21 protein-coding genes are annotated in these 22,535 nt (G+C 71.3%); 1 reads left to right on the top strand and 20 read right to left on the bottom strand.

Annotation, left to right across the window (positions count from 1 at the left end):
- The first annotated feature begins 156 nt into the window (after positions 1 to 156).
- Entirely contained in the window at positions 157 to 954 is a 798-nt protein-coding gene (locus QF034_RS35310) for a tyrosine-protein phosphatase (RefSeq protein ID WP_307178732.1), read from the top strand.
- A 21-nt stretch (positions 955 to 975) separates the two neighbouring features.
- On the opposite strand, the gene QF034_RS35305 is transcribed toward QF034_RS35310, so the two are convergent.
- From QF034_RS35305 to QF034_RS35210, 20 genes are all read right to left on the bottom strand, one after another.
- Positions 976 to 1,095, bottom strand: a complete 120-nt coding sequence (locus QF034_RS35305) for a DUF6126 family protein (protein WP_040903800.1) — start codon at positions 1,093 to 1,095, stop codon at positions 976 to 978.
- A complete protein-coding gene (locus QF034_RS35300) occupies positions 1,092 to 1,736 on the bottom strand; it encodes a helix-turn-helix domain-containing protein (RefSeq protein ID WP_307178731.1) in 645 nt (214 codons plus the stop codon). The genes QF034_RS35305 and QF034_RS35300 overlap by 4 nt, the downstream gene beginning before the upstream one ends.
- A gap of 59 nt (positions 1,737 to 1,795) precedes the next feature.
- On the bottom strand, positions 1,796 to 3,211 hold the full coding sequence (locus QF034_RS35295) for an aspartate aminotransferase family protein (protein WP_307178730.1): 1,416 nt from the start codon (positions 3,209 to 3,211) through the stop codon (positions 1,796 to 1,798).
- Entirely contained in the window at positions 3,208 to 5,103 is a 1,896-nt protein-coding gene (gene dxs, locus QF034_RS35290) for a 1-deoxy-D-xylulose-5-phosphate synthase (protein WP_307178729.1), read from the bottom strand. Before dxs ends, QF034_RS35295 begins: the two co-directional genes overlap by 4 nt.
- A gap of 29 nt (positions 5,104 to 5,132) precedes the next feature.
- Entirely contained in the window at positions 5,133 to 6,290 is a 1,158-nt protein-coding gene (gene ispG, locus QF034_RS35285) for a flavodoxin-dependent (E)-4-hydroxy-3-methylbut-2-enyl-diphosphate synthase (RefSeq protein ID WP_307178728.1), read from the bottom strand.
- A gap of 4 nt (positions 6,291 to 6,294) precedes the next feature.
- The gene (hpnH, locus tag QF034_RS35280; protein WP_307178727.1) at positions 6,295 to 7,317 is read right to left on the bottom strand and encodes an adenosyl-hopene transferase HpnH; all 1,023 of its coding nucleotides are present in this window, start codon (positions 7,315 to 7,317) and stop codon (positions 6,295 to 6,297) included.
- A 5-nt stretch (positions 7,318 to 7,322) separates the two neighbouring features.
- Positions 7,323 to 7,964: a 5'-methylthioadenosine/S-adenosylhomocysteine nucleosidase family protein gene (locus tag QF034_RS35275; RefSeq protein ID WP_307178726.1), complete on the bottom strand. Its 642-nt coding sequence runs from the start codon at positions 7,962 to 7,964 to the stop codon at positions 7,323 to 7,325.
- Positions 7,961 to 10,003 carry a squalene--hopene cyclase gene (shc, locus tag QF034_RS35270; protein WP_307178725.1) on the bottom strand — a complete coding sequence of 681 codons (2,043 nt, stop codon included), beginning with the start codon at positions 10,001 to 10,003 and terminating at the stop codon, positions 7,961 to 7,963. The genes QF034_RS35275 and shc overlap by 4 nt, the downstream gene beginning before the upstream one ends.
- Before the next feature lie 122 nt (positions 10,004 to 10,125).
- Positions 10,126 to 11,259 carry a polyprenyl synthetase family protein gene (locus QF034_RS35265; protein ID WP_307178724.1) on the bottom strand — a complete coding sequence of 378 codons (1,134 nt, stop codon included), beginning with the start codon at positions 11,257 to 11,259 and terminating at the stop codon, positions 10,126 to 10,128.
- Positions 11,259 to 12,671, bottom strand: a complete 1,413-nt coding sequence (gene hpnE, locus QF034_RS35260; protein WP_307178723.1) for a hydroxysqualene dehydroxylase HpnE — start codon at positions 12,669 to 12,671, stop codon at positions 11,259 to 11,261. The genes QF034_RS35265 and hpnE overlap by 1 nt, the downstream gene beginning before the upstream one ends.
- Positions 12,668 to 13,033 (bottom strand): DUF6380 family protein, encoded by a 366-nt coding sequence (locus QF034_RS41815; RefSeq protein ID WP_503167806.1) that lies wholly within the window; start codon positions 13,031 to 13,033, stop codon positions 12,668 to 12,670. Before QF034_RS41815 ends, hpnE begins: the two co-directional genes overlap by 4 nt.
- A 242-nt stretch (positions 13,034 to 13,275) precedes the next feature.
- The gene (gene hpnD / locus QF034_RS35250) at positions 13,276 to 14,226 is read right to left on the bottom strand and encodes a presqualene diphosphate synthase HpnD (protein ID WP_307178722.1); all 951 of its coding nucleotides are present in this window, start codon (positions 14,224 to 14,226) and stop codon (positions 13,276 to 13,278) included.
- Complete coding sequence (gene hpnC, locus QF034_RS35245; RefSeq protein ID WP_307178721.1) at positions 14,223 to 15,125, bottom strand: squalene synthase HpnC; 903 nt, start codon at positions 15,123 to 15,125, stop codon at positions 14,223 to 14,225. Before hpnC ends, hpnD begins: the two co-directional genes overlap by 4 nt.
- A gap of 359 nt (positions 15,126 to 15,484) precedes the next feature.
- Positions 15,485 to 16,264 (bottom strand): ABC transporter ATP-binding protein, encoded by a 780-nt coding sequence (locus tag QF034_RS35240; protein WP_020272211.1) that lies wholly within the window; start codon positions 16,262 to 16,264, stop codon positions 15,485 to 15,487.
- Positions 16,257 to 17,186 (bottom strand): ABC transporter permease, encoded by a 930-nt coding sequence (locus QF034_RS35235; RefSeq protein ID WP_307178720.1) that lies wholly within the window; start codon positions 17,184 to 17,186, stop codon positions 16,257 to 16,259. The genes QF034_RS35240 and QF034_RS35235 overlap by 8 nt, the downstream gene beginning before the upstream one ends.
- A gap of 103 nt (positions 17,187 to 17,289) precedes the next feature.
- The gene (locus tag QF034_RS35230; RefSeq protein WP_307180054.1) at positions 17,290 to 18,162 is read right to left on the bottom strand and encodes a glycosyltransferase family 2 protein; all 873 of its coding nucleotides are present in this window, start codon (positions 18,160 to 18,162) and stop codon (positions 17,290 to 17,292) included.
- 5 nt (positions 18,163 to 18,167) lie between these two features.
- Entirely contained in the window at positions 18,168 to 18,947 is a 780-nt protein-coding gene (locus QF034_RS35225; protein ID WP_307178719.1) for a CDP-alcohol phosphatidyltransferase family protein, read from the bottom strand.
- Entirely contained in the window at positions 18,925 to 19,986 is a 1,062-nt protein-coding gene (locus QF034_RS35220; protein ID WP_307178718.1) for an iron-containing alcohol dehydrogenase family protein, read from the bottom strand. The genes QF034_RS35225 and QF034_RS35220 overlap by 23 nt, the downstream gene beginning before the upstream one ends.
- The gene (locus QF034_RS35215; protein ID WP_307178717.1) at positions 19,974 to 20,726 is read right to left on the bottom strand and encodes a phosphocholine cytidylyltransferase family protein; all 753 of its coding nucleotides are present in this window, start codon (positions 20,724 to 20,726) and stop codon (positions 19,974 to 19,976) included. The genes QF034_RS35220 and QF034_RS35215 overlap by 13 nt, the downstream gene beginning before the upstream one ends.
- On the bottom strand, positions 20,723 to 22,528 hold the full coding sequence (locus tag QF034_RS35210) for a DUF5941 domain-containing protein (protein ID WP_307178716.1): 1,806 nt from the start codon (positions 22,526 to 22,528) through the stop codon (positions 20,723 to 20,725). The genes QF034_RS35215 and QF034_RS35210 overlap by 4 nt, the downstream gene beginning before the upstream one ends.
- Positions 22,529 to 22,535: the final 7 nt, after the last annotated feature.

Genomic DNA, 22,535 nt, shown 5'->3' with positions numbered 1-22,535 from the left:
GCCCGATCAGGTGCGACCAGGCTCCGACATCATCAAGGGCCGCGGGGGCTCCCGGCAACGCCTGTGGACAACTCATTGCCCCAGGCAGGCATGTCGTATCGTCGGGTGGTGCCCGTCGACGAGCCGCGTCGGCGGCGCCGAAGGGGAGGAGCCCTCGTGACACAGCAGGTCCCGTCGACCGAGCCCGAGCTGGCCGGAGTGCGCAACTTCCGCGATGTGGGCGGACTGCCGACCGTGGACGGGCGGCGGGTGCGACAGGGAGTGCTGTTCCGCAGCGGCCACCTCGCCCATGCGACCGGGGAGGACGCCGCCTTCCTGGCCACCCTGGGCCTGCACACGATCTTCGACTTCCGCAACGCGGCCGACCAGAAGCTCGAAGGGCCGGACGTCGAGCTGCCGGGCGTGCGCAATGTGAACCTGCCGCTGAGCGACCCCGCCGACGGCGCCGAGTTCTGGAAGATGGTGCGCGACGGCGACCTGGACCAGCTGCGCGCGATCCTCGCGGACGGCAAGGGCGCGGACCGGATGATCGCCTCGTACCGCACGATCATCCGGAGCCGCACGGCCGAGCACTCCCGGGTGCTGCACGCGCTCGCCGAGGACAGCGTCCCCGCCCTGATGCACTGCGCGGCGGGCAAGGACCGCGCGGGTCTGTCCATCGCGGTGACGCTGCTCGCCCTGGGCGTCGAGCGCGAGGCGATCGTCGACGACTACCTGAAGTCCAACGCCAAGCACCGCCGCTACAAGGTGCACCGCAGCAGCTCCGCCGCCTCGGCCTATTCCCCCGAGGTCATGGAGCTGCTCAACCCCCTGTTCGACGCGCGCGCCGAGTACCTGACGGCGGCCTTCGACACCATCGAGGAGACCTGGGGCGGCGTCGACGCCTATCTGGAGAAGGGGCTCGGGCTCACCCCGCAGACCCGGGAGCGGCTGCGCGAGCGGTTGCTCGACTGACGTACGGCGGCGGCCCGGCGGCTACTTGGCTCCGACCTCGAACAGCAGATAGACGAAGGCCGCGAAGACGTGCCCCACGACGAGGTAGATGAACAGCCGCACCCACAGGGCGCGGGGGAACTTCTCCTCCATGTCCTTCACGGCGTGTCTCCCGGGGTGGGGCCCAGGCACAGGGCGGCCGTGGGGCTCTGCAGGAGGGTGTGGACGAAGAGCAGTTCGACGCCGTCCGGGTCCTGGGCGGCGATCCGGTGCGGAGTCAGCGAGTCGAAGTGGGCGCTGTCTCCGGGCGCGAGCTGGTGCGTGGTGTCGCCGAGGCGCAGCCGCAGCCGTCCCCGCAGCACATGGAGCCACTCCTCGCCGGGGTGGACGCGCACGATGTCGCCCTGTGAGCCGTACGGGACGTGGACGCGCAGGGCCTGCATCCCGCGCCCGGGTGCGCCGGCCTGCCAGTACGTCCAGCCGCCCGCCGCGGTCGGTTCCATGTCGGCGGCGCGGATGACGGCGTCCCGGGCGGCGGGCGTCTCGCCGAGCAGCTCGGCGACCGTCGTACCGTAGATCCGGGCGAGCGCGAGCAGCATCGGCAGGGAGGGCTGGCGCTGCCCGGTCTCCAGGCGGGAGAGGTGGGCGGGCGACAGCCCGGCGGCGCGCGCCGCGGCCTCCAGGGTCAGAGAGGCCTGGCGCCGAAGCGACCGCAGTTGCGGCGCGACGGCGGGCAGCGCATCCGCTGCCTGGTCAGCGGACGGGGCGGCCCCGGAGGACCGCTCGGTCTCGGAGGAGCTCATGCCTCCATTCAGCCCGAGCCTTGCCCCACCGGCAAATTTCTTGCCTCAGAGGCAAAAACTCAGCGGTTCGCCACCGCCTGTTTGACGAGCGTCTTGCCGAAATCCCACATCAGGCCCCCGTCGTGCGCGTCGTCCATCACGGCCGTGAAGGCGTCGACGAACCGGTCCACCTCCCGCTCGCCGATGATCAGCGGCGGGATCAGCTTGATCACCTCCATGTGGTCGCCGGAGACCTGGGTGAGGATCCGGTGCTTCTGGAGCAGCGGTACGACGACCATCTGCGCGAACAGCCCCTTGCGCGCGGCCTGGAGCACGGCCCAGCGGCTGCGCAGCTTCAGCGACTTCGGCCGGCCGAACTCGATGCCGATCATCAGGCCCCGCCCGCGGACGTCGGCGAGCATCTCGTACTTGTCCGTCAGCGCCGCGAGCCGGGATCTGAACAGTTCCCCGGTGGTGCGGACTCCCGCGACGATCTGCTCGTTCTCCATCACCGACAGCACCGCCAGGCCCGCCGCCATGGCCTGCGCGTTGGACCCGAAGCTCGCCGAGTGGACCAGCACCCGGTCCATCGACGAGTAGACCTTCTTGAAGATCCAGTCCTTGCCGAGTGTCGCGCCCACCGGCACATAGCCGCCGGAGAGCGCCTTGGCCACGCACACCAGGTCGGGTTCCACCCCCTCCTCGTGCTGGTAGGCGTAGAAGTCGCCGGTGCGGCCGAGGCCCGTCTGCACCTCGTCGGCGATGAGCAGCGCCTTGTGCCGGTGCAGCAGTTCCTGGGCGGCGAGGAGATAGCCGGGCGGGGCCTCCAGCACGCCCTTGCCCTGGATCGGCTCGACGATCAGGGCGGCGACGTCGCCCTTCCTCAACTCCCTTTCCAGCGCGTCGAGGTCGCCGAGCGGTACGGCCGTGTCGGGCAGCAGCGGGGCGAAGCCGTCACGGAAGCCGGACTCGCCGTTGACGGAGAGGGAGCCGGTGGTCAGGCCGTGGAAGGCGTGCGCGCAGTACAGGATCCTGGGCCTGCCGGTGACGTACCGGGCGAACTTCAGCGCTCCCTCGACCGCCTCCGTGCCGCTGTTGCCGAAGAACACCCGGTCCAGGTGCGGACTGTGCGCGAGCAGCTTCTCGGCCAGCAGGCCCGGGAGCGGCTGGCAGTCGAACCGGGTGAGGTCGGCGAGCTGGGCGTCCAGGACGTCGTGCAGCGCCTTGCGCACGACGGGGTGGTGGCGGCCGAGGCCCATCACCCCGAACCCGGCGAGCATGTCCAGGTAGTCGTTGCCGTCCGCGTCGTAGAAGTAGGCGCCCTCGGCGCGCTCGTAGACCTTGTCGAAGCCGATGGTGTGCAGCATGCGCGGGAGCTGGTGGTTGAGGTACCGGGTGTGCAGCTCGTAGCGCTCGGCTCCGCGCTCGGCCAGCGTTGCGCCGAGGTCGAACTCCCCGGCCTGCGACGACTCCGACGCGGATTCGGCGGTGGTCATTCCTGTGGCTCCTTGGACAGCTCTTTCTTCACGGTCAGGCTCGCGCTGATCCGTCCGGCGACCTCGACGGGTGTCAGGCCGATGTCGGCGAGCACCTCCCCGCGCTTGGCGTGCGCGAGGAACTGCTCGGGGATCCCGAAGCGCCTTACGGGGACGTCGACTTCGGCATCGCCCAGGGCCAGCGCCACGGCCGAGCCGACCCCGGCCGCCCGGCTGTTGTCCTCGACGACGGCGACCAGGCGGTGTTCGGCGGCGAGCCCCGGGAGTGCCGGGTCGACGGGCTTGACCCAGCGGGGGTCGACGACGGTGCAGCCGATGCCGCGGGCTTCGAGCAGCTCCGCGGCCTGGAGGCAGACCGGCGCCATGACACCGACGGCGACCAGAAGCACCTCCGCTCGGTCGGCGCGGTGCAGCACGTCGAGTCCGCCCACCCGGTCGACCGCCGGGATCGACGGGCCGACGGACTCCTTCGGGAAGCGCAGCAGCGTCGGCGCGTCGTCGACGGCGACGGCCTCGCGCAGCTGGGCGCGCAGCTGGTCGGCGTCCCGCGGCGCGGCGATCCTCAGGCCGGGGACGACCTGGAGGACGGACATGTCCCACATGCCGTTGTGGGAGGGCCCGTCGACGCCGGTGACACCGGCCCGGTCGAGCACGAAGGTCACCCCGCACCGGTGCAGGGCCACGTCCATCAGGAGCTGGTCGAAGGCACGGTTGAGGAAGGTGGCGTAGACGGCGACGACCGGGTGCAGGCCGCCCGTAGCCAGGCCCGCCGCGGACACGGCCGCGTGCTGCTCGGCGATACCGACGTCCCACACCCGGTCCGGGAACCGCTCGGCGAACCGTCCCAGGCCGACCGGATGCAGCATGGCGGCGGTTATCGCGACGATGTCGTCCCGTTCCTCGCCGATCCGGACGATCTCGTCGCCGAACACCGAGGTCCACGAGGGGCCGCCCGCCGGGGAGAGCGGCGCGCAGGTCAGCGGGTCCATGACGCCGACGGTGTGGAAGTGGTCCTCCTCGTGCGCGAGGGCGGGTTCGTAGCCGCGGCCCTTCTCCGTGAGGCAGTGGACGAGGACCGGCCCGTGGAAGCGTTTCGCCCGGCGCAGGGCGGACTCCACGGCCCCGATGTCGTGCCCGTCGATCGGGCCCACGTACTTCAGGCCCAGATCCTCGAACAGGCCCTGCGGGGCGAACGCGTCCTTGAAGCCCTTCTTCGCGCCGTGCAGGGCCTCGTAGAGGGTGGTGCCGACCAGGGGCGTGGCCTGGAGGACGTCCTTGCCCCAGGCGAGGACCCGTTCGTAACCGTCGGTCGTGCGTAGCGTCGCGAGGTGGTTGGCGAGGCCGCCGATGGTCGGGGCGTAGGAGCGTTCGTTGTCGTTGACGACGATGATCAGCGGGCGGTTCTTGGCGGCCGCGATGTTGTTGAGGGCCTCCCAGGCCATGCCGCCGGTCAGGGCGCCGTCGCCGGTCACCGCGACGACATGGCCCTTCTCCCCGCGCACCTGGCGGGCCTTGGCGAGCCCGTCGGCCCAGCCCAGCGCCGTGGAGGCATGGCTGTTCTCGATGACGTCGTGCTCGGACTCCTCGCGCGAGGGGTAGCCCGACAGGCCGCCCTTGCCGCGCAGCTTGGAGAAGTCCTGGCGTCCCGTCAGCAGTTTGTGGACGTAGCTCTGGTGGCCGGTGTCCCACAGGATGCGGTCGACCGGCGATTCGAAGACCCGGTGCAGGGCGACGGTGAGCTCCACCACCCCCAGGTTGGGTCCCAGATGACCCCCGGTCCTGGCGACCGCGTGCACCAGGAACTCCCTGATCTCATCGGACAGTTCGCCGAGTTCCGGCTCGGACAGCGCCTTCAGGTCGCGTGGTCCCCGGATGCTCTCCAGAATCGTCACGCTCGGGCCCCCTTCGCATTCCGTGCTCTTCAGCTCACGGTGACGGCCGGCTCCCCCGGCCCCACGCCGTCCTGGTCCATCTGCTCGGCGAGCTTCATCGCCTCTTCGATCAGCGTCTCGACGATCTTCGACTCGGGAACGGTCTTGATGACCTCGCCCTTGACGAAGATCTGGCCCTTGCCGTTGCCGGAGGCCACCCCCAGATCGGCCTCCCGTGCCTCGCCGGGTCCGTTGACCACACACCCCATGACGGCGACCCGCAACGGCACTTCCATGCCCTCGAGTCCTGCCGTGACCTCGTCGGCGAGCTTGTAGACGTCGACCTGGGCGCGTCCGCAGGAGGGGCAGGAGACGATCTCCAGCCTGCGCTGCCGCAGCCCCAGCGACTCCAGGATCTGGATGCCGACCTTGACCTCCTCGGCCGGTGGCGCCGACAGCGACACCCGGATCGTGTCGCCGATGCCCCGCGACAGCAGCGCGCCGAAGGCCACCGCCGACTTGATCGTTCCCTGGAACGCCGGGCCCGCCTCCGTCACGCCCAGGTGCAGCGGGTAGTCGCACTGCTCGGCGAGCTGCCGGTACGCCTCGATCATCACGACCGGGTCGTTGTGCTTGACGGAGATCTTGATGTCCCGGAACTCGTGCTCCTCGAACAGGGACGCCTCCCACAGCGCGCTCTCCACGAGCGCCTCCGGGGTCGCCTTGCCGTACTTCTGCAACAGCCGCCGGTCCAGCGACCCGGCGTTGACGCCGATCCGGATCGGGGTGCCGTGGTCCTTGGCGGCCTGCGCGATCTCCTTGACCCGGTCGTCGAACTGCTTGATGTTGCCGGGGTTGACGCGGACCGCCGCACAACCCGCCTCGATGGCCGCGAAGACGTACTTCGGCTGGAAGTGGATGTCGGCGATCACCGGGATCTGCGACTTGCGCGCGATGGTCGCGAGCGCGTCCGCGTCGTCCTGCGTGGGGCAGGCGACCCGGACGATCTGGCAGCCGGACGCGGTGAGTTCGGCGATCTGCTGCAGGGTGGCGCCGATGTCCGACGTACGGGTCGTCGTCATCGACTGCACCGACACCGGGGCCCCGCCCCCGACCGCCACCGGGCCGACCTGGATCCGGCGCGAGACACGCCGCTCGGTGATCGGCCGGACCGGCACCTCGGGAACGCCCAGCGGGATGGCGGTCATGGCCTCACTCCCGGTTTCCGGAGACCGTCTCACGCATGGCGCGCAGGGACTCCTTCAGCGATCCCATGGTGGCGAGGACGGCGGTGGGCTCGTAGCCGCAGTGCGCCATGCAGTTGGCGCAGCGCGGGTCCTTGCCGCGGCCGTACTTGTCCCAGTCGGTGTCCTCGACCAGCTCCCGGTACGTCGGCACGTAACCGTCGCTCATCAGGTAGCAGGGGCGCTGCCAGCCGAACAGCGAGTAGTTCGGGATCGCCCACGCCGTGCACGGGAAGTCGACCTTGCCCTCCAGGAAGTCCAGGAAGAGCGGGGAGTGGTTGAGCCGCCAGCGCCGCCGGTTGCCACCCGCGAAGGCCTTCTTGAACAGCTCGCGGGTCTGCTCCACGCCGAGGAAGTGCTCCTGGTCGGGGGCCTTCTCGTAGGCATAGGCGGGCGAGATCATCATCTCGTCGACCTTGAGGTCGTCGTTGAGGAAGTTCAGCACCTCGATGATGGTCTGCGGGGTGTCGGTGTTGAAGAAGGTCGAGTTGGTGGTCACCCGGAAGCCGCGCCGCTTGGCCTCCTTGATGGCCTCGACCGCCTCGTCGAACACGCCCTCCTTCGCCACCGACTCGTCGTGCCGCTCGCGCAGCCCGTCGATGTGCACCGCGAAGGCGAAGTAGGGGGAGGGCTTGAACTTGTCCATCTTCTTGCGCAGCAGCAGGGCGTTGGTGCACAGGAAAACGTACTTCCGCCTGGCCACCAGCTGCCGCACGATCTCGTCGATCTGCGGGTGCATCAGCGGCTCGCCGCCGGCGATGGACACCATGGGGGCACCGGACTCCAGCACGGCCCCCACGGCCTGCGCGACCGGCATCCGCTGCTTGAGCACCCCGGCCGGGTGCTGGATCTTGCCGCACCCCTCGCACTTGAGGTTGCAGGCGTACAACGGCTCCAGCTCGACGATGAGCGGGAACTTGTCCCGCCGGCGCAGCTTCTGTTCAGCCAAGTACGTAGCGACCTTGATGGACTGTCGGAGCGGCATGGCCATCTGGCTCACCTCCTGGGGAGCAGCAAGGAACGGTGCCATTCGAAGAAAGCGGGAAGGACGGAACGAAGAACACGGAAAGCTGATATTCCACCGCGCACCGTGCCGATCCGGACGAGTTCATGTTCTGGAGCGTCCACGACCACCCGGACGGCCGCAACCGGGCGCTCACCCGCACGCACGGCGCTCAGGAGCGTGGCCGCCGATTCCATGTCGGTCGCGATCGCGCCCGTCGCGAGCAGATCGGACCGCTCCTGACCGCGTACGACGTGGTCGGAGCCGGTGAGCGGCCCGGTGTGCACGGTCCGCCCGGGCACCGTGCGGACCAGCTCCTTGACCAGCAGATCGGTCCCGACGCAGGGGGTCGAGCCGCGAGGATCACGGGTCTCCTCGGCGACGACCAGGTCACCGGGGTGCATCCCGGGCGCGAGCCCCGCGCAGAAGCCGGTGGCCAGGACGGCGGCGTCGCGCAGGGCCGGGGCGGCGAGCATCCGGGTGACGGACCGCTCGGCCGCCGCCGGCCCCATGCCGGTCCGCAGCACGGTGACCGGCCCGCCGGCGCCGCCCCGGTCCCCCGCGCGCAGGGCGAACTGCTCGATGCCGAGCGCGCAGGCGATCAGCAGCGGGGCCGGAGCGGGCTGTGTGCTCATTCAGTTCCCTTGGCCTCGGCCGGCGGTTTCCGGGCCGCCCCGCTGCCCTGGTGGCGGTCGGCGAAGGGATCGCCGTGCAGATACCGGCCGAGTGCGGTGAGCGGGAACACCTGCCGGTAGAGGTGGTAGTTGATGGAGAAGTCCCACGGGAAGCCCGTCCCCGTGAAATACGGCTCGTCCCAGGAACCGTCCTCCTGCTGGGTGGCGGCGAGCCACTCGATGCCGCGTTCGACGGCCTTGGAGTCCCGCTCCCCCGCCGCGAGCAGGGCCATCAGGGCCCATGCCGTCTGGGAGGCGGTCGAGGCGCCCCTGCCGCTCCACTCCTTGACGTCCTTGTAGGAGCGCAGGTCCTCGCCCCAGCCGCCGTCGTCGTTCTGGACCGACTCCAGCCAGGTCACGGCCCGGCGGATCGCCGGGTGCGCGGCGGGGATGCCCGCGGCCACCAGAGCGGGTACGACGGACCCGGTGCCGTAGACGTAGTTGACGCCCCAGCGCCCGAACCAGGAGCCGTCGGGTTCCTGTTCGGCCAGCAGCCACTCGATGCCGCGCCGGGTGCGCGGGTCGTGGGCGAGGCCCTCCACCGCGAGCATCTCGACGACGTGTGCGGTGACGTCGGCGGAGGGCGGGTCGATGACCTCCCCGAAGTCGCAGAAGGGCAGCCGGTTCGGGAACGGGCTGGTGTTGTCGACGTCGAAGGCGGCCCATGCGCCGTTCTTCGACTGCATGCCGAGCGTCCAGCGCACCCCGCGCCCGACGGCCTTGTCGACCCGCACCGGGTCGTGGTGGGCGATCCGGCGCAGCGCGAGGACCACCTCGGCGGTGTCGTCGATGTCGGGGTAGTTGTCGTTGTGGAACTCGAACGCCCAGCCCCCTGGGGGCAGTCCGGGCCGCTGCACCGACCAGTCACCGGGCCTGACGATCTCCTCGCCCAGCATCCAGTCCGCGGCCTTCACCAACTGCGGGTGGTCGGCGGGCAGTCCGGCGTCCGCGAGCGCGATCGCGGCCAGGCAGGTGTCCCACACCGGCGACTGGCAGGCCTCGATCATCCGGGCCCCGTCCTCGCGCCACACGGCGAACCGGTCGAGCGAGGCGAGCCCCTCGCGCATCACGGGATGCCGGAGGTCGTAACCGAGCAGGTGCAGGGCGATGATCGAGTACACGGCCGGGGGCTGGATGCCGCCCCAGCAGCCGTCGTTCTCCTGCCGCTCGATGATCCAGCGGGCGGCGCTGTTCATCGCGGCTCTGCGCAGCCGGCGCGGCGCGACCTTCCGCAGGGCGTGCAGGCCCTTGTCCATCCGCTGGAAGGCACCGTCCCAACTGAAACCCGGGGCAAGCGGCTTGGCCGGGTTCGGGCGGGCCGGGTCGGTGTGCAGCTCGTCCAGCGGGAAGGGCGCGGGGCGGACCGGCCGCTTCGCGGAGACGATCGTCAGCGGGACGATGGTCTGCCGCGCCCAGCAGCCGAAGTCGTAGATGTTGAGCGGCACCCACTTCGGGAAGTAGATGAGCTCCGGGGGCAGTTCGGGCAGGTCCTCCCACTTCCACCAGCCGAACAGGGCCAGCCAGATGCGGGTGAAGACCCGGGCGGCGGCGATGCCGCCCTGCTCGCGGATCCATCTGGAGGCCTTCGCCATGTGCGGTGCGCCGGGCTCGTCGCCGGCCAGGCGGAGGGCGACGTAGGCCTCGATGGTGGCGGAGAGTTCGCCGGGGCCGCCGTAGAAGGTGGCCCAGGTGCCGTCCTCGCGCTGCTCGCCGCGGATGAAGAGCGCGGCGGCCCGGGTGGTCTTCTCGTCGCGGATGCCGAGGAACTGGCGGAGCATCAGGTCCTCGGCGTCCATCGTGACGTTGGTCTCGAGGTCGCCCTTCCACCAGCCCTGGGCGTCCTGGAGGGAGAGCAGGAAGTCGGTGGCGCGTTGTGCGGCGCGTGCGGCGGCTTGCGGTGCCCCGGCCGCGGCGGGGGTGGTGCTGTCGATGGCGGTGTCGCTGGCCGCGGCAGCGCGGGGTGGCAGGGCCCCGGTGCTTCCGTCGGTCGTCGCTGTCATGGCTTCCCCTTCGTGCAGTGGTGCAAGGTGTGCAGCTGCTGTGGGTCCGCCGTCGGCCGGTGCTCCGTGGTGTCTCGCGGCACCGGCCGGCGACTACGCGAGGGCTATTCGACCGATAGTGATCATCTCTTTCGTACGACGACGAAGTCCGCGAGGGCCGTGAACTGCTCCCGCACCCGGTCGGGCATGTCGACGGCGTCGAGGGCTTCGATGGCGATGGTGTGCTGACGGCGTGCCTCGTCGGCGGTCCATTCGCGGCCGCCCGCCTCCTCGATGAGGGCGGCGCGGGCCGCGAACTCCTCCTCGGAGAAGTTCTCGACGTCGCTGCTCTTGGCGTCGGCGGCGAGGATCTCGCCGAGCCGCTCGGATGCGGGGCCGCCCGCCGCGAGCGCGGCGACGACCGGCAGCGACTTCTTGCGCTGGCGCAGGTCGCTCCAGGTCTGCTTGCCGGTGGCGTCCGGGTCGCCCCAGATGCCGAGGAGGTCGTCGACGGCCTGGAAGGCGAGGCCCAGGTGGTAGCCGTACTTCTCCAGCGTGTCGGCGGTGCGGTCGTCGGCGCCGCCGAGGACCGCGCCGATGGAGCTGGCGCAGGCGAGCAGGGCGCCGGTCTTGTTGCCCTCCATCTCCAGGCACTCCTCGACGGTGACGCGGTCGCGGTGCTCGTAGGAGATGTCCTGGGCCTGACCGTCGATCAGGGCGCGGGTGGCGGTGGTCAGGCGGCGGGTGGCGCGGCCGGCCTCGACGGTGCCGAGTTCGAGGAGCACCTCACCCGCGAGGGCGAACAGGGCGTCGCCGACCAGGATGGCCTGGGCGGGGCCGTGCACCTTCCAGACCGTGTCGCGGTGGCGGCGCTGTTCGTCGCCGTCCATCAGGTCGTCGTGGAGGAGGGAGAAGTTGTGGACCAGTTCCACGGCGACGGCGCCGGGGATGCCGGTCTCGGGGGCGGCGGACATGACCTCGGCGGACAGCACCGCGAGGGCGGGGCGTACGGCCTTGCCGCCGTCGCCCGCCGCGGGCCGGCCCTGGGCGTCGATCCATCCGAAGTGGTAGGCGGCAACAGTGTCCATAGGAGGTGCCAGGCGGTCGATGGCCGCCCGCAGTACCGGAGTGGCCAGGGTCCGGCCGCGCTCCAGGAGCGCGGTCACGTCCACCGCCTCGGCAGTCTTCGAGGCCGGGGGCACAGTGGGCACAGTCTCTCCTCTTGTTGCGGTACCGGGGGTGCGGGGGCCGCCAGCCGCGCTGTCCTGAGCGAGCATCACGCCGCCTCCTCGAACGCGAAGAGGTGCTGCGGGCGGGGCCGGCCCAGGGCGCCCAGCACGGCGTCCGCCGCGCCGACTCCACTGCGGACCGCACTCTCCATGGTCGCGGGCCACCCGGTGGCGGTCCACGCTCCGGCCAGGTACAGGCCGGATGCCTTGGTGCGGGCGCCGGGCCTGAGGCGCCCGACGCCGGGGGTGGGAGCGAATGTCGCGGTGCGCTCCCGGGTGACGAAGAAGTCCTTCACCGCGGCGCCGCGGGCCGGCGGCAGCAGCCGCTCCAGCTCGGGCAGGTACCTCTCGCGCAGCACGGCCACGGGGTCGTCGATCTCGTCCTGGGCCACCGACTGCGACAGCGCGAGGTACTGCCCCTCGCGCAGCCCGGACGCCTCGGTCCGGTCGAACACCCACTGCACCGGGGTGCCGAGGGCGGCGAAGAACGGCCGGGCGAGCACCTTGCGGTCGTACACCACATGGACGTTGAGGATGGGAGCGGTGCCGATCTCCAGGAGCCGCTCCGGCGCGTCGAGGGCACCCGCGGGCAGCAGGTCGTACGCCTCGCGCTGCGGTACGGCGAGCACGACGGCGTCGGCCTGGAGCGTCTCGCCGGGAACCTGGACGCTCCACGCTCCGTTCGCGTTCTCGGAGACGGCGGTGACGCGGGTACGGACCTCGGTGCGGACGCCGGCGGAGTCGAGCGCCTCGCGGGCCAGCCGGTCGTGCAGGTCGCCGAGCGGGACCCGCGCCCAGCCGATGTCGGCCGCGCCCGGGTCGGACAGCAGACCGGTCTTGAACACCATCGCGGCGAGCCCCAGGGAGGCGTCGCCCGCGACGGCGTTGAGGGTGGCGACCCCGACCAGGTCCCACAGGGCTTCGACGGCGCGCTTCGACTGGCCGTGCGCGGCCAGCCAGCTGCCGAAGTCCTGCGTGTCCAGGGCCGGATCGGCGAGGTCGAGCCCCTTGAGGGCGAGCGCTGCGCGGCCCACCTTGGCGCGGTCGGCGAGTGACAGGTGCGGATACGTGGCGAGGCTGCGGCCCAGGTGCAGGGGCACGGGCAGCGCGTCGCGCCGCAGCCTGCCGAGCCGTCGCCCCGCGGGCCGCGCGGCGTCCAGGACGGGCACGTCGAGCCGGTCCTGGAGCGGGGCCAGCGCCGCGCCCTCGATGCGGTCGAGGAACCAGCGGTAGGCGGTGCAGCAGCGCAGGTACACATGCTGTCCGTTGTCGACGGTCAGCTCGCCGCGCTGGAAGGAGAAGGCCAGGCCGCCGAGTCTCGGCCTGCCCTCCAGCAGGGTGACGCGTACGCCGGCGTCGGCGAGCGCGAGCGCGGCGGTGATGCCGGCGAGCCCGCCGCCCACCACGACGGTGTGCCGCCCGTCGGCGACCGGTCCCCGGGATCCCGTGCCTTGGGTCATCGTGCACCCTCCCCTGCGCGGCGGCCGCACGGCCCGAACGATGGGCAACCAACCGTCTCCGTCAGGGACGCGGCCCCACGCCGGAGGGTTGCCCACCACTTGTCCCCGACGGCGGGGGAAGAAGGGGCGTCGCTCCCACGGCGGGCCGCCGGGGTCACGCCGGCGAGACCACCCGACCCGGAACCGACGAGGCTGCGGCCCCGGTGCAGGGGTACGTGCAGCGCGTCGCGCCGCGGCCTGCCGAGCCGTCGCCCCGCGGACCGCGCGGCGTCCAGGACGGGCACGTCGAGCCGGTCCCGGAGCGGGGCCGACGCCGCGCCCTCGGCGACCCCGACGCGCCCGCAGCGGTCCAGGGAGAACATCGGCTCGGTCCCGTCGCAGGCCTGCGGGGCGTCGCACCCGCGCCCCACCGCCGGGGTCACGCGCGCGCAACCGCCCGACCCGCCGCCGACGCTTCCCCGTCGGCGGGCCGGGGAGAACACCGGCGCGGTCCCGTGGCGGGCCTGCCGGGCGTGCGGTGACGTGCTCCGAGGCGCTGTCCGGTAGCGGGGGACCGCGCCCGCAGAGCGCATGTCGGTGGCGTCTTGCCGGACCGGTTCGTTCGTCACGCGCGCCTCCTGACGGTCCGTCGGGTCACGTGGCGGGCGTCGAGGCCGGACAGGCCGCGCACGGCGACGTAGGCCTTCTCCCTGCCGGGCAGGGAAACGCGGCCGCGCAGCACGGCCTCCGGGTCGCGCTCGATGCGGTCGAGGAGACGGCGGTAGATGCCGGCCATGGCGGCGACACACGCGCCGCTGCGGCGGTCGAGCATGGGGAGCAGCCGGTAGCCCTCGGCGAAAAGAGCGCGGGCCCGTCGCACTTCGAAGTGCACGAGGCCCGCGAAGTCGGAGCCCTCCGGTGGCCGTGGCCCGGAGAACCCGGCCGAGCAGCCGAATTTGGCGAGGTCGTCGGCGGGCAGATAGGTGCGCCCGCCCACGGCGTCCTCACGGACGTCCCTCAGGATGTTGGTGAGCTGGAGCGCGAGGCCGAGCGTGTCGGCATACTCCGGCGCGCGGTCGACCCCCCGCGCCCCCGGTTCCGTGCCGAACACACCGAGCGAGAGCCGCCCGATGGCCCCCGCCACACAGCGGCAGTACACCTTCAGGTCGTCCCAGGTCTCGTACGTCTCGCCGCGTACGTCCATCAGGACGCCGTCGATGAGCTCGTCCAGGCCGCCGAGCGGGATCGGGAAGTGCCCGGCGGCGTGCGAGAGGGCGACGGCGACCGGGTCGGTGTCGTCCTGGGCCACCTCGCCCTCGCGGATCCGGGTGAGCAGCGCCCGGGTCTCCTCCAGCCTGGCCACCTTGACGTCACCGGCGAGCGCACCGTCGCCGATGTCGTCGACCCGCCGCGAGAACGCGTACAGCGCCGACATCGCACGGCGCTGGGGCGTCGGCAGCAGCCGGATGCCGTAGGCGAAGTTACGGGCCTGCCGCCCGGTGACGGCCTCGCAGTAGCTGTAGGCGGCGAGTACCGGTGGGGACGCGTGTGGTTCCGACTCCACGGTCCGGATCACCCCTCTCCTCGCAGAGTCACGCCCACCTCACGCAGCAACCGGACCTTGCCGGGCTTGGGCGGGCCGGGAAGTACGTCGTAATCGGCGGCGGCGATCGCGTGGACGGCCGCCCTTCCTCCCGCCACGAACCCTGCGAGCAGCAGCTTCAACCTGCCGTGGACGCTACCCACCAGGGGGGCGCCTTCATTCAGGAGATCCCGGGCCCTTTGGGCTTCGTACGCAATCAGCGCACGGACCGACGCTCCGGCGGAGGTCGCTGCGAGGTCCGCCTCCTCGACGTGAAAGCGCTTCATGTCGGCGGCGGGCAGGTAGATACGGTCGCGGCCGAGGTCCTCGGCCACGTCCTGGAGGTGCTCGACGATCTGGAGGGCCGTGCAGATCATGTCGGAGCGGCGGATCCGCTCGGGCGTCGAGGTGCCGGTGACGGCGAGGACGAGACGGCCGACGGGGTTGGCGGACAGCTCGCAGTAGGCGAGGAGGTCGTCGTAGGTCTCGTACCGGCCGACCAGCTGGTCCTGGCGGTTGGCGGCGATCAGGCCGAGGAACGGCTCGGGGGTCAGCGAGCAGCGCCGGACGGTCGGCTGGAGGCGGCGCAGCAGGGGGTGACGGGGGGTCGAGTCGAAGACCCTGCGCAGGTCGGCCTCGAAGGCGTCCAGCAGGACCAGCCGGTCCTCGGCCTCCTGTGGGGACACGCCGAGCAGCCGGGCATCGGCGCCGCCGGGGGCCAGGTCGCCGTCGCCGATGTCGTCGACCAGGCGGGCGAAGCCGTAGACGGCCATGAGGTCGGTGCGCCAGGCGCGGGGCAGGAAGAACGGGGCCACGGGGAAGTTCTCGCCCGCGGCCTTGTCGAGCGTGCCCCGCTCCGGGTCGAGGGCGCGCGCCGTGCCGGTTCCCGTCACCGCCGGCTGCCCGGCGCGAGGACGGCACGTGCTGCGTGGAGCTGGGGAGTTTCCGTAGCCATCGCCGTCACATCTCCCGTTCTACACTGCCGACCCAATACACACTATTTCGGACACGCCGCCCAGCCGTCCGCACGGCGGTGCGACGAGCGATGTCGCGCATTATCGCCCTGATTGCCGCGTTTCGGGACCGGTACAGCTTACGTTGTACAGCGCATCGGGGATCGCCAGGGTGTCCCGCACATCACGAGAACACACCGATTGACCCCAAGATTCCTGACATGGGCCGGAGTTGACGCATCTTTTGCAGACGCGGGGCCCCACCGGAACAGTTCCGGCGGGGCCCTGGCCGGGCCGGACTACTTGCCGGTGAACTTCTCGTACTCCTTGAGCACCTCGTCGGTCGGGCCGTCCATGCGCAGCTCGCCGCGTTCCAGCCACAGGACGCGGTTGCAGGTGTCGCGGATGGACTTGTTGTTGTGGCTGACCAGAAACACGGTGCCGGCTTCCTTGCGCAGCTCCCGGATGCGGTCCTCGGAGCGCTTCTGGAACTTGCGGTCACCGGTGGCCAGGGCCTCGTCGATCATCAGGACGTCGTGGTCCTTGGCCGCGGCGATGGAGAAGCGGAGCCGGGCCGCCATGCCGGAGGAGTAGGTGCGCATGGGCAGGGTGATGAAGTCGCCCTTCTCGTTGATGCCGGAGAAGTCGACGATGTCCTGGTAGCGCTCCTTGATCTCCTCCCGGGACATGCCCATGGCGAGCCCGCCCAATATGACGTTCCGCTCGCCGGTGAGGTCGTTCATCAGGGCCGCGTTGACCCCGAGCAGCGAGGGCTGACCGTCGGTGTAGACCTTGCCCTGCTCGGCGGGGAGCAGACCGGCGATGGCGCGCAGCAGGGTCGACTTGCCGGAGCCGTTGGAGCCGATCAGGCCGATGGCCTCGCCGCGGTACGCGACGAAGGAGACGCCTCGCACTGCGTGCACCTTGCGCACGCCGCGCTCCTCGCCGCGCTTGAGGATGCGGCTGAGGGCGGCGGTGGCGCTGCCCTTGCCGCTCTTGGCGCCGTTGACGCGGTAGACGATGTGCAGGTCGTCCGCGATGACGGTGGGGATCCGTTCGTCCTGCTTCTGCTCAGCCACGGCCGTACCTCTCCTCCGCCTTCCAGAAGTACACGAAGCCGCCCAGGGCGAACAGCACGGCCCAGCCGCCCGCGGCCGCCCACACGTGGTCGGGGAGGTACTCCGAGCCGTAGTCGTCGATGAGGGCGAAGCGCATCAGGTCCATGTAGATCGCGGCCGGGTTCCACTGGAGGATGTTCGCGATCCAGTCCGGCTTGTCCTTGAGGAAGATCGGGATGGAGAACATCACACCGGACGCGTACATCCAGGTCCGCATCACGAACGGCATCAGCTGCGCGAGGTCCGGGGTCTTGGCGCCCGCCCGGGCCATGATCAGCGCGAGGCCGGTGTTGAAGCAGAACTGCAGGACGAGCACCGGCACGATCAGCAGCCAGGACAGGTCCGGGTATTGACCGAAGCCGACCGCGACGGCGAACAGCACGATCATCGAGAACAGCAGCTGCTGGAGCTGCTGGAGCGCGAAGGAGATCGGCAGCGAGGCGCGTGGGAAGTGCAGGGCGCGGACCAGGCCGAGATTGCCGGAGATCGCGCGCACGCCCGCCATCACCGAGCTCTGCGTGAAGGTGAACACGAACACGCCCGTGACCAGGAACGGGATGTACACCTCGCGGGGCAGACCGCGGTCGGCCTCCAGGAGCAGGCCGAAGATGAAGAAGTACACGGCCGCGTTCAGCAGTGGTGTGGCCACCTGCCACAGCTGGCCGAGCTTGGCCTGGCTGTACTGGGCGGTCAGCTTCGCGCGGGAGAAGGCGAGGATGAAGTGCCGCCGGTCCCAGAGCTGACGGACGTACTCGATGAGGGACGGCCGGGCGCCGCTCACGCTGAGCCCGTACTTGGCGGCGAGCTCCCTCGCCGTGAGTCCCTCGTCGGGCGCCGCGGGCGCGCTGACCGCGACCGTGGCGTCGTGCGTTGTCTCACTCACTAGTGGAAACTTTCGTCTTCGAGATGCGCGGCCTGTCCGGGCCTGCATGAGCCGGGGGCCAGGGTACGGCCCGGGTGCTCCCGGCTACTCCGATACGAGCTTGTCAGATGACGGGGGGCCGGCCCAGCCGGGTCAGCCGCCACACCGTACGCCACTTCATGGGACGGCGCGGCCCGCACGGGGTCGTCCAGCCCTCGCGGAATCCGCCGAACCAGGCCCGCAGGGCGGGGCCGGAGGGACGGCGTACGAGGGTGAGCAGCAGCCACACGCCGAGGTAGACCGGGACGAGCGGCGCGGGGAGGTTGCGGCGGGCGAGCCAGACGCGGTTGCGGGCGACCATGCGGTGGTAGACCGCGTGACGCGAGGGAGCGGTCGTCGGGTGGTACAGCACCATGTCGGACCGGTAGTCGATCATCCAGCCCGCGTCGAGGGCCCGCCATGCCAGGTCGGTTTCCTCGTGGGCGTAGAAGAATGCGTCCGGGAGTCCGCCGACGTCGGCGAAGACCCGGGTGCGCACGGCGTTGGCGCCGCCGAGGAAGGTGGTGACCCGGGAGGAGCGCATCGGATCGGCGGCGCGCAGCCGGGGCACGTGGCGGCGCTGGGTGGCGCCGGTGTCCGGGTCGGCTATGCGGAAGCTGATGATGCCGAGCTTCGGGTCGGCCTCGAAGGCCTTCCGGCACAGCTCGGCGGTGTCGTGGCCGGCGAGCAGCCCGTCGTCGTCGAGGAACAGCAGGATGTCGACGTCCCGGCCGGCCGGGCCGAAGGCCTCGATGCCGACGTTGCGGCCGCCGGGGATGCCGAGGTTCTCGGGCAGTTCGATCGTGCGGACGCCCTCGGGGACGTCCGGGACGGGCGAGCCGTTGCCGACGACGACCACCTCGACCGGGTCGCCGTCCTGCCCCGCGACCGAGTCGAGAAGGGCCCGCAGCTCGTCGGGGCGGTTGCCCATGGTGATGATGACGGCGCCGACCTTCATACCGCTCACTTCAGCCTGCTCGAAGCGAGGATGGACACCAGGTGCAGCAGGGTCTGCACCAGCGCGATGCCGGCCAGCACGGCCACGCCGAGCCGGGAGAAGAACAGGTCGCCGCGAGTCTGGTCGACGATGGCCAGGACGAGGATCAGCAGGGACGCCTCGATGCCGAGGATCAGGCGGTGGAACTTGAGCGCGGCGGCGGCCTTGCGGGCCAGCGCCATGCCGGAGGAGCGGATCTCGGCGGCGGCCTCCTGGACCGGCGGCTTCCCGGCCTGGTGCCGGGCGACGCCGACGAGGTCGGTCTCGGCCTTGATCAGGATGGCGCCGAGGGCGGCCAGGGTGCCGAGGAAAGCCCACAGCCAGTCGATCCGGCCGCTGCCCCACAGGTCGGCGGCGCGCAGGCCGAAGCCGACGAGCACGGCGGCGTCGGTGAGGTAGGCGCCGACGCGGTCCAGGTAGACGCCGTTGAGCGAGTACTGCTTCTTCCAGCGCGCGATCTCGCCGTCGACGCAGTCCAGCAGGAGGTACATCTGGACGCACACCACGCCGAGCACGGCACCCGGGATCCCCGGCATGAGAAGTGCCGGGGCCGCGAGCACACCGAAGACGGTCATCAGGTAGGTGAGCTGGTTGGGCGTGACCCTGGTGTTGACCAGGTAACGGTCGACACGCAGGGACACCTCACGCATGTAGAGGCGTCCCATCCAGTGCTCACCGCTGCGCCGGTCCTTCACCCCCGCGGGGTGAACGACGGGGCGTAGTTCAGCTACCGATGGCCTTGACATAGTCGGCGTAGGTGTCCTTGATCTGTTCGGTGTTCAGGTCGAGGTGTTCGAGGATGGTGTAGCGGCCGGGCCGGGTCTCCGGGGCGAACTCGACGGCCTTGACGAACTCGTCCGTCGTGAAGCCGATCTCGTCCGGCAGCACGGGCAGCCCGTGCCGGCGCAGTACCTCGGCCATGTACGCCGACTGTTCGTGCGCCCCGCGCAGCCACATCGCGAAGGCCGCGCCGAGACCGCACTGCTCGCCGTGGGCGGCGGCCCGCTTCGGGTAGAGCAGGTCGAAGGCGTGGTTGATCTCGTGGCACGCCCCGGAGGACGGCCGCGAGTCGCCCGACACCGACATCGCGATGCCGCTGAGGACCAGCGCCTCGGCGAGCACCTGGAGGAAGTCGTTGTCCCCGATGCCGCCCGGGTGCCGCAGTACGGCCTCGCCGGCCTGGCGGGCCATGGCCGCGGCGAGTCCGTCGATCCGCTCGCCCTTGACCCGATTGGCCAGCTCCCAGTCCGCGATCGCGGAGATGTTGGAGACGGCGTCGCCGATGCCGGCGCGGACGAAACGGACCGGGGCCTCGCGGATGACGTCCAGGTCGATGACGACCGCGATCGGGTTCGGCACGCCGTAGGAGCCGCGGCCCGCGTCGTTGTCGAGGGTGGCGACCGGCGAGCACAGGCCGTCATGCGCGAGGTTCGTGGGCACGGCGACCAGGGGCAGGCCGACGCGTGCCGCGGCGAACTTGGCGCAGTCGATGATCTTGCCGCCGCCGAGGCCGACGACCGCGTCGAAGTGGCCGGCCTTTATGTCGCTCGCCAGCCGGACCGCGTCGTCGAGGGTGCCGCCGCCCACCTCGTACCAGGTGGCGCCGGGCATGCTCGGCGAGATGCGCTCGCGCAGCCTGGCGCCGGAGCCGCCGCTGACGGCGACGGCGAGGCGGCCGGAGTGCGAGATGCGCTCGTCGGCGAGGACGCACGCCAGGTCGTCGAGGGCACCCGGGCGGATGTCCACGACCAGCGGCGAGGGGATGAGCCGGGTCAGTACTGGCATGCGATCTCCCGTCCACGGGCGAGATCGTCGTGGTTGTCGATCTCCACCCACTTGACGTCGCCGATCGGCGCCACGTCGATACGGAAGCCGCGGTTCACCAGCTCCTGGTAGCCGTGCTCGTAGAACTGCTGCGGGTCGGTCTCCCACACGGTCTTGAGCGCGTCGGCCAGTTCGGGGGCCGCGTCGCCCTCGATGAGGGTGACGCCGATGTACTCGCCGGTGGCCTCGGCGGGGTCCATCAGCTTGGTGATCTTCGTCATGCCCTTCTCGGGGTCGACGACGACCTTCATCTCCTCGTCGGCCAGGTCCTTGACCGTGTCCAGGGCGAGGATGATCTTCTTGCCGTCGCCGCGGGCGGCGAGCAGCGTCTTCTCGACGGAGACCGGGTGGACGGTGTCGCCGTTGGCGAGGATCACACCGTCCTTGAGGGCGTCACGCCCGCACCACAGGGAGTAGGCGTTGTTCCACTCCTCGGCCTTGTCGTTGTCGATGAGGGTGAGCTTGAGGCCGTACTTCTGTTCCAGGGCCGCCTTGCGCTCGTACACGGCTTCCTTGCGGTAACCGACGATGATCGCGACCTCGGTGAGACCGATCTCGGCGAAGTTGCCGAGTGTCAGGTCGAGAACCGTGGGTTCGCCCTCTATACCCGCGGGACCCACCGGCACCAGCGCCTTGGGAAGGCTGTCGGTGTAGGGGCGCAGACGCCGTCCGGCGCCGGCCGCCAGCACGAGGCCGATCATGCGGGTTCTCCTTCATCGTGTACGGCGGGCGCCCCAGCGGACACCCAGAAGCGGATGCTCTCGACGAGCACCACCAGGGCCACGGCCACGGCGAGAGCCGTGAGCGCGACCGTGAACTGCGAAGCGGTGAGCAGCGCGGCGAGGACGGTGACGAGCAGCGTCCGTCCTTCGTGCCCCCCGATGGAACGCACCAGCCAGGCCGGGGGCGCTCCGGCGTCGCCGCGGATGCGGTACACCGTGTCGTAGTGATGGTAGGCGACCGCGGCCACCAGCCCGAAAGCCGCAGGAAGGGCTCCGTTCACGTCCGCTCGGGCCGCCAGGACCAGGACGGTGCCGTACTCGGCGGCGCGGAGGAACGGCGGGACCAGCCAGTCGAGGGCGCCCTTGAGGGGGCGGGCGACGGCGAGGCCGGAGGTGAGGGCGTAGGCGAGTGCCGCGACGATCGGCCAGGGTCCGCCGAAGCCGGTCAGTGCGGCCGTGAGGACCACGGCGAGACCGCCGAGGAGGGCGACGGCGGGGGTCGCGAAGCCCGGCAGCCCGCGGGCGGGCTGCCTGAGGGCCTGCGCCACGCCCTGGGCGAGCGGGCCGCTGTCCGCGAGGTCGGCGAGCGCCCCGGCCGCCCGGTCGGTGCGCCGCGCCTTGCGGGTCAGGGAGCGCAGCACGCGGCCCGCCGTGGTGTACGTCGCCGCGAAGGCGCAGCCGATGAGCAGCGCGTAGAAGGTGATACGGGGCGTGGTGGCCGCCGTGAGTACCGCGATCATCGCCCAGCGCTCGCCGATGGGCAGGACGATCATGCGGCGCACCCAGACCGTCCAGCCGACGCTGTCGAGCTTGTCGGAGAGGGCCGCGGTGGGGCTGGTGTTGGCGGTGGCGTCGTGGTTGGCCTCGTTGAAGGAGAAGTCCACGACGTGCCGGCAGGTCTGCAGGACCATGGCGCCGAGGGCGAGGGCCCAGACGTCGTCGCCGCCGCGGGCCGCTCCCAGGGCGAGGCCGGCGTAGTAGGCGTACTCCTTGGCCCGGTCGAAGGTGGCGTCGAGCCAGGCGCCGAGCGTGGAGTACTGCAGGGAGTAGCGGGCGAGCTGGCCGTCCGTGCAGTCCAGTACGAAGGACGCGATGAGCAGGACGCCGGCTGCGACGAAGCCGCCGCGGGTGCCGGTGGCCGCGCAGGCCGCCGCTATGAGCGCGGTGAGCAGCGAGGCGGTGGTGACCTGGTTCGGGGTCAGGCCTCGGCGGGCGCACCAGCGGGCGATGTACCGGGAGTACGGGCTGATGCAGTAGGTGGTGAAGAAGCCGTCGCGGGACTTCACGGCCGACTTCAGGCGTACGGCCTCGTCGTCGACGTCCGTCACCGCCTGCCGTGCCTCGTTGCGGGCCTGCGGGTCGGCGGGGACGGCGGCGACGAGGCTGCCCAGCTCGGGGCGGTGCACCTCGGTGCCGTCGGCGTCCAGGGCGGTGACGATGCGGTCGGCGAGGCTGTCGACCATGGTGGTGCCGCCGCCCGCGGAGTTCTCACGGGCCATCGCCCGGGTCAGTGCCTGGCGGCCGACGGGCTGGGCCGTGACGGCGCCGGGGATCGCGGCGAGCGGGAAGCGGGGGTCGGTGAGGCCGAGGCGCAGCGCGTGCACATGCCCCACGAACCGGGCGTCGACCAGGGCCACGCGCTCCTCGCCCGGCACCCCGGCGAGCAGGGTCTCGGCCTCGGCGGCGTCGGCCGCGACCCGCACGTCGAAGCCGAGGGACCGCAGATCGCCCTCGATCGACGATCCGGGGACCGGCTGACCGGTGAGGATGGCGGTCGACAACCGAATT

This window comes from Streptomyces africanus (genome assembly GCF_030816955.1).
Taxonomy (GTDB): Bacteria; Actinomycetota; Actinomycetes; order Streptomycetales; family Streptomycetaceae; genus Streptomyces; species Streptomyces africanus.
The sequence above is the reverse complement of the archived record's forward strand: the minus strand, read 5'-3'. Positions and strand labels throughout refer to the sequence as shown.

What these genes read in the sequence shown, in the direction of transcription:
- QF034_RS35220 (WP_307178718.1), bottom strand. Translation starts at nt 19,986, where the DNA reads ATGCCAGTACTGACCCGGCTCATCCCCTCGCCGCTGGTCGTGGACATC.
- shc (WP_307178725.1), bottom strand. Translation starts at nt 10,003, where the DNA reads ATGACAGCGACGACCGACGGAAGCACCGGGGCCCTGCCACCCCGCGCT.
- QF034_RS35300 (WP_307178731.1), bottom strand. Translation starts at nt 1,736, where the DNA reads ATGAGCTCCTCCGAGACCGAGCGGTCCTCCGGGGCCGCCCCGTCCGCT.
- QF034_RS35295 (WP_307178730.1), bottom strand. Translation starts at nt 3,211, where the DNA reads ATGACCACCGCCGAATCCGCGTCGGAGTCGTCGCAGGCCGGGGAGTTC.
- QF034_RS35215 (WP_307178717.1), bottom strand. Translation starts at nt 20,726, where the DNA reads ATGATCGGCCTCGTGCTGGCGGCCGGCGCCGGACGGCGTCTGCGCCCC.
- QF034_RS35225 (WP_307178719.1), bottom strand. Translation starts at nt 18,947, where the DNA reads ATGTCAAGGCCATCGGTAGCTGAACTACGCCCCGTCGTTCACCCCGCG.
- hpnE (WP_307178723.1), bottom strand. Translation starts at nt 12,671, where the DNA reads ATGACCCAAGGCACGGGATCCCGGGGACCGGTCGCCGACGGGCGGCAC.
- QF034_RS41815 (WP_503167806.1), bottom strand. Translation starts at nt 13,033, where the DNA reads ATGTTCTCCCTGGACCGCTGCGGGCGCGTCGGGGTCGCCGAGGGCGCG.
- hpnH (WP_307178727.1), bottom strand. Translation starts at nt 7,317, where the DNA reads ATGGCCATGCCGCTCCGACAGTCCATCAAGGTCGCTACGTACTTGGCT.
- ispG (WP_307178728.1), bottom strand. Translation starts at nt 6,290, where the DNA reads ATGACCGCCATCCCGCTGGGCGTTCCCGAGGTGCCGGTCCGGCCGATC.
- QF034_RS35275 (WP_307178726.1), bottom strand. Translation starts at nt 7,964, where the DNA reads ATGAGCACACAGCCCGCTCCGGCCCCGCTGCTGATCGCCTGCGCGCTC.
- QF034_RS35265 (WP_307178724.1), bottom strand. Translation starts at nt 11,259, where the DNA reads ATGCTCGCTCAGGACAGCGCGGCTGGCGGCCCCCGCACCCCCGGTACC.
- QF034_RS35230 (WP_307180054.1), bottom strand. Translation starts at nt 18,162, where the DNA reads ATGAAGGTCGGCGCCGTCATCATCACCATGGGCAACCGCCCCGACGAG.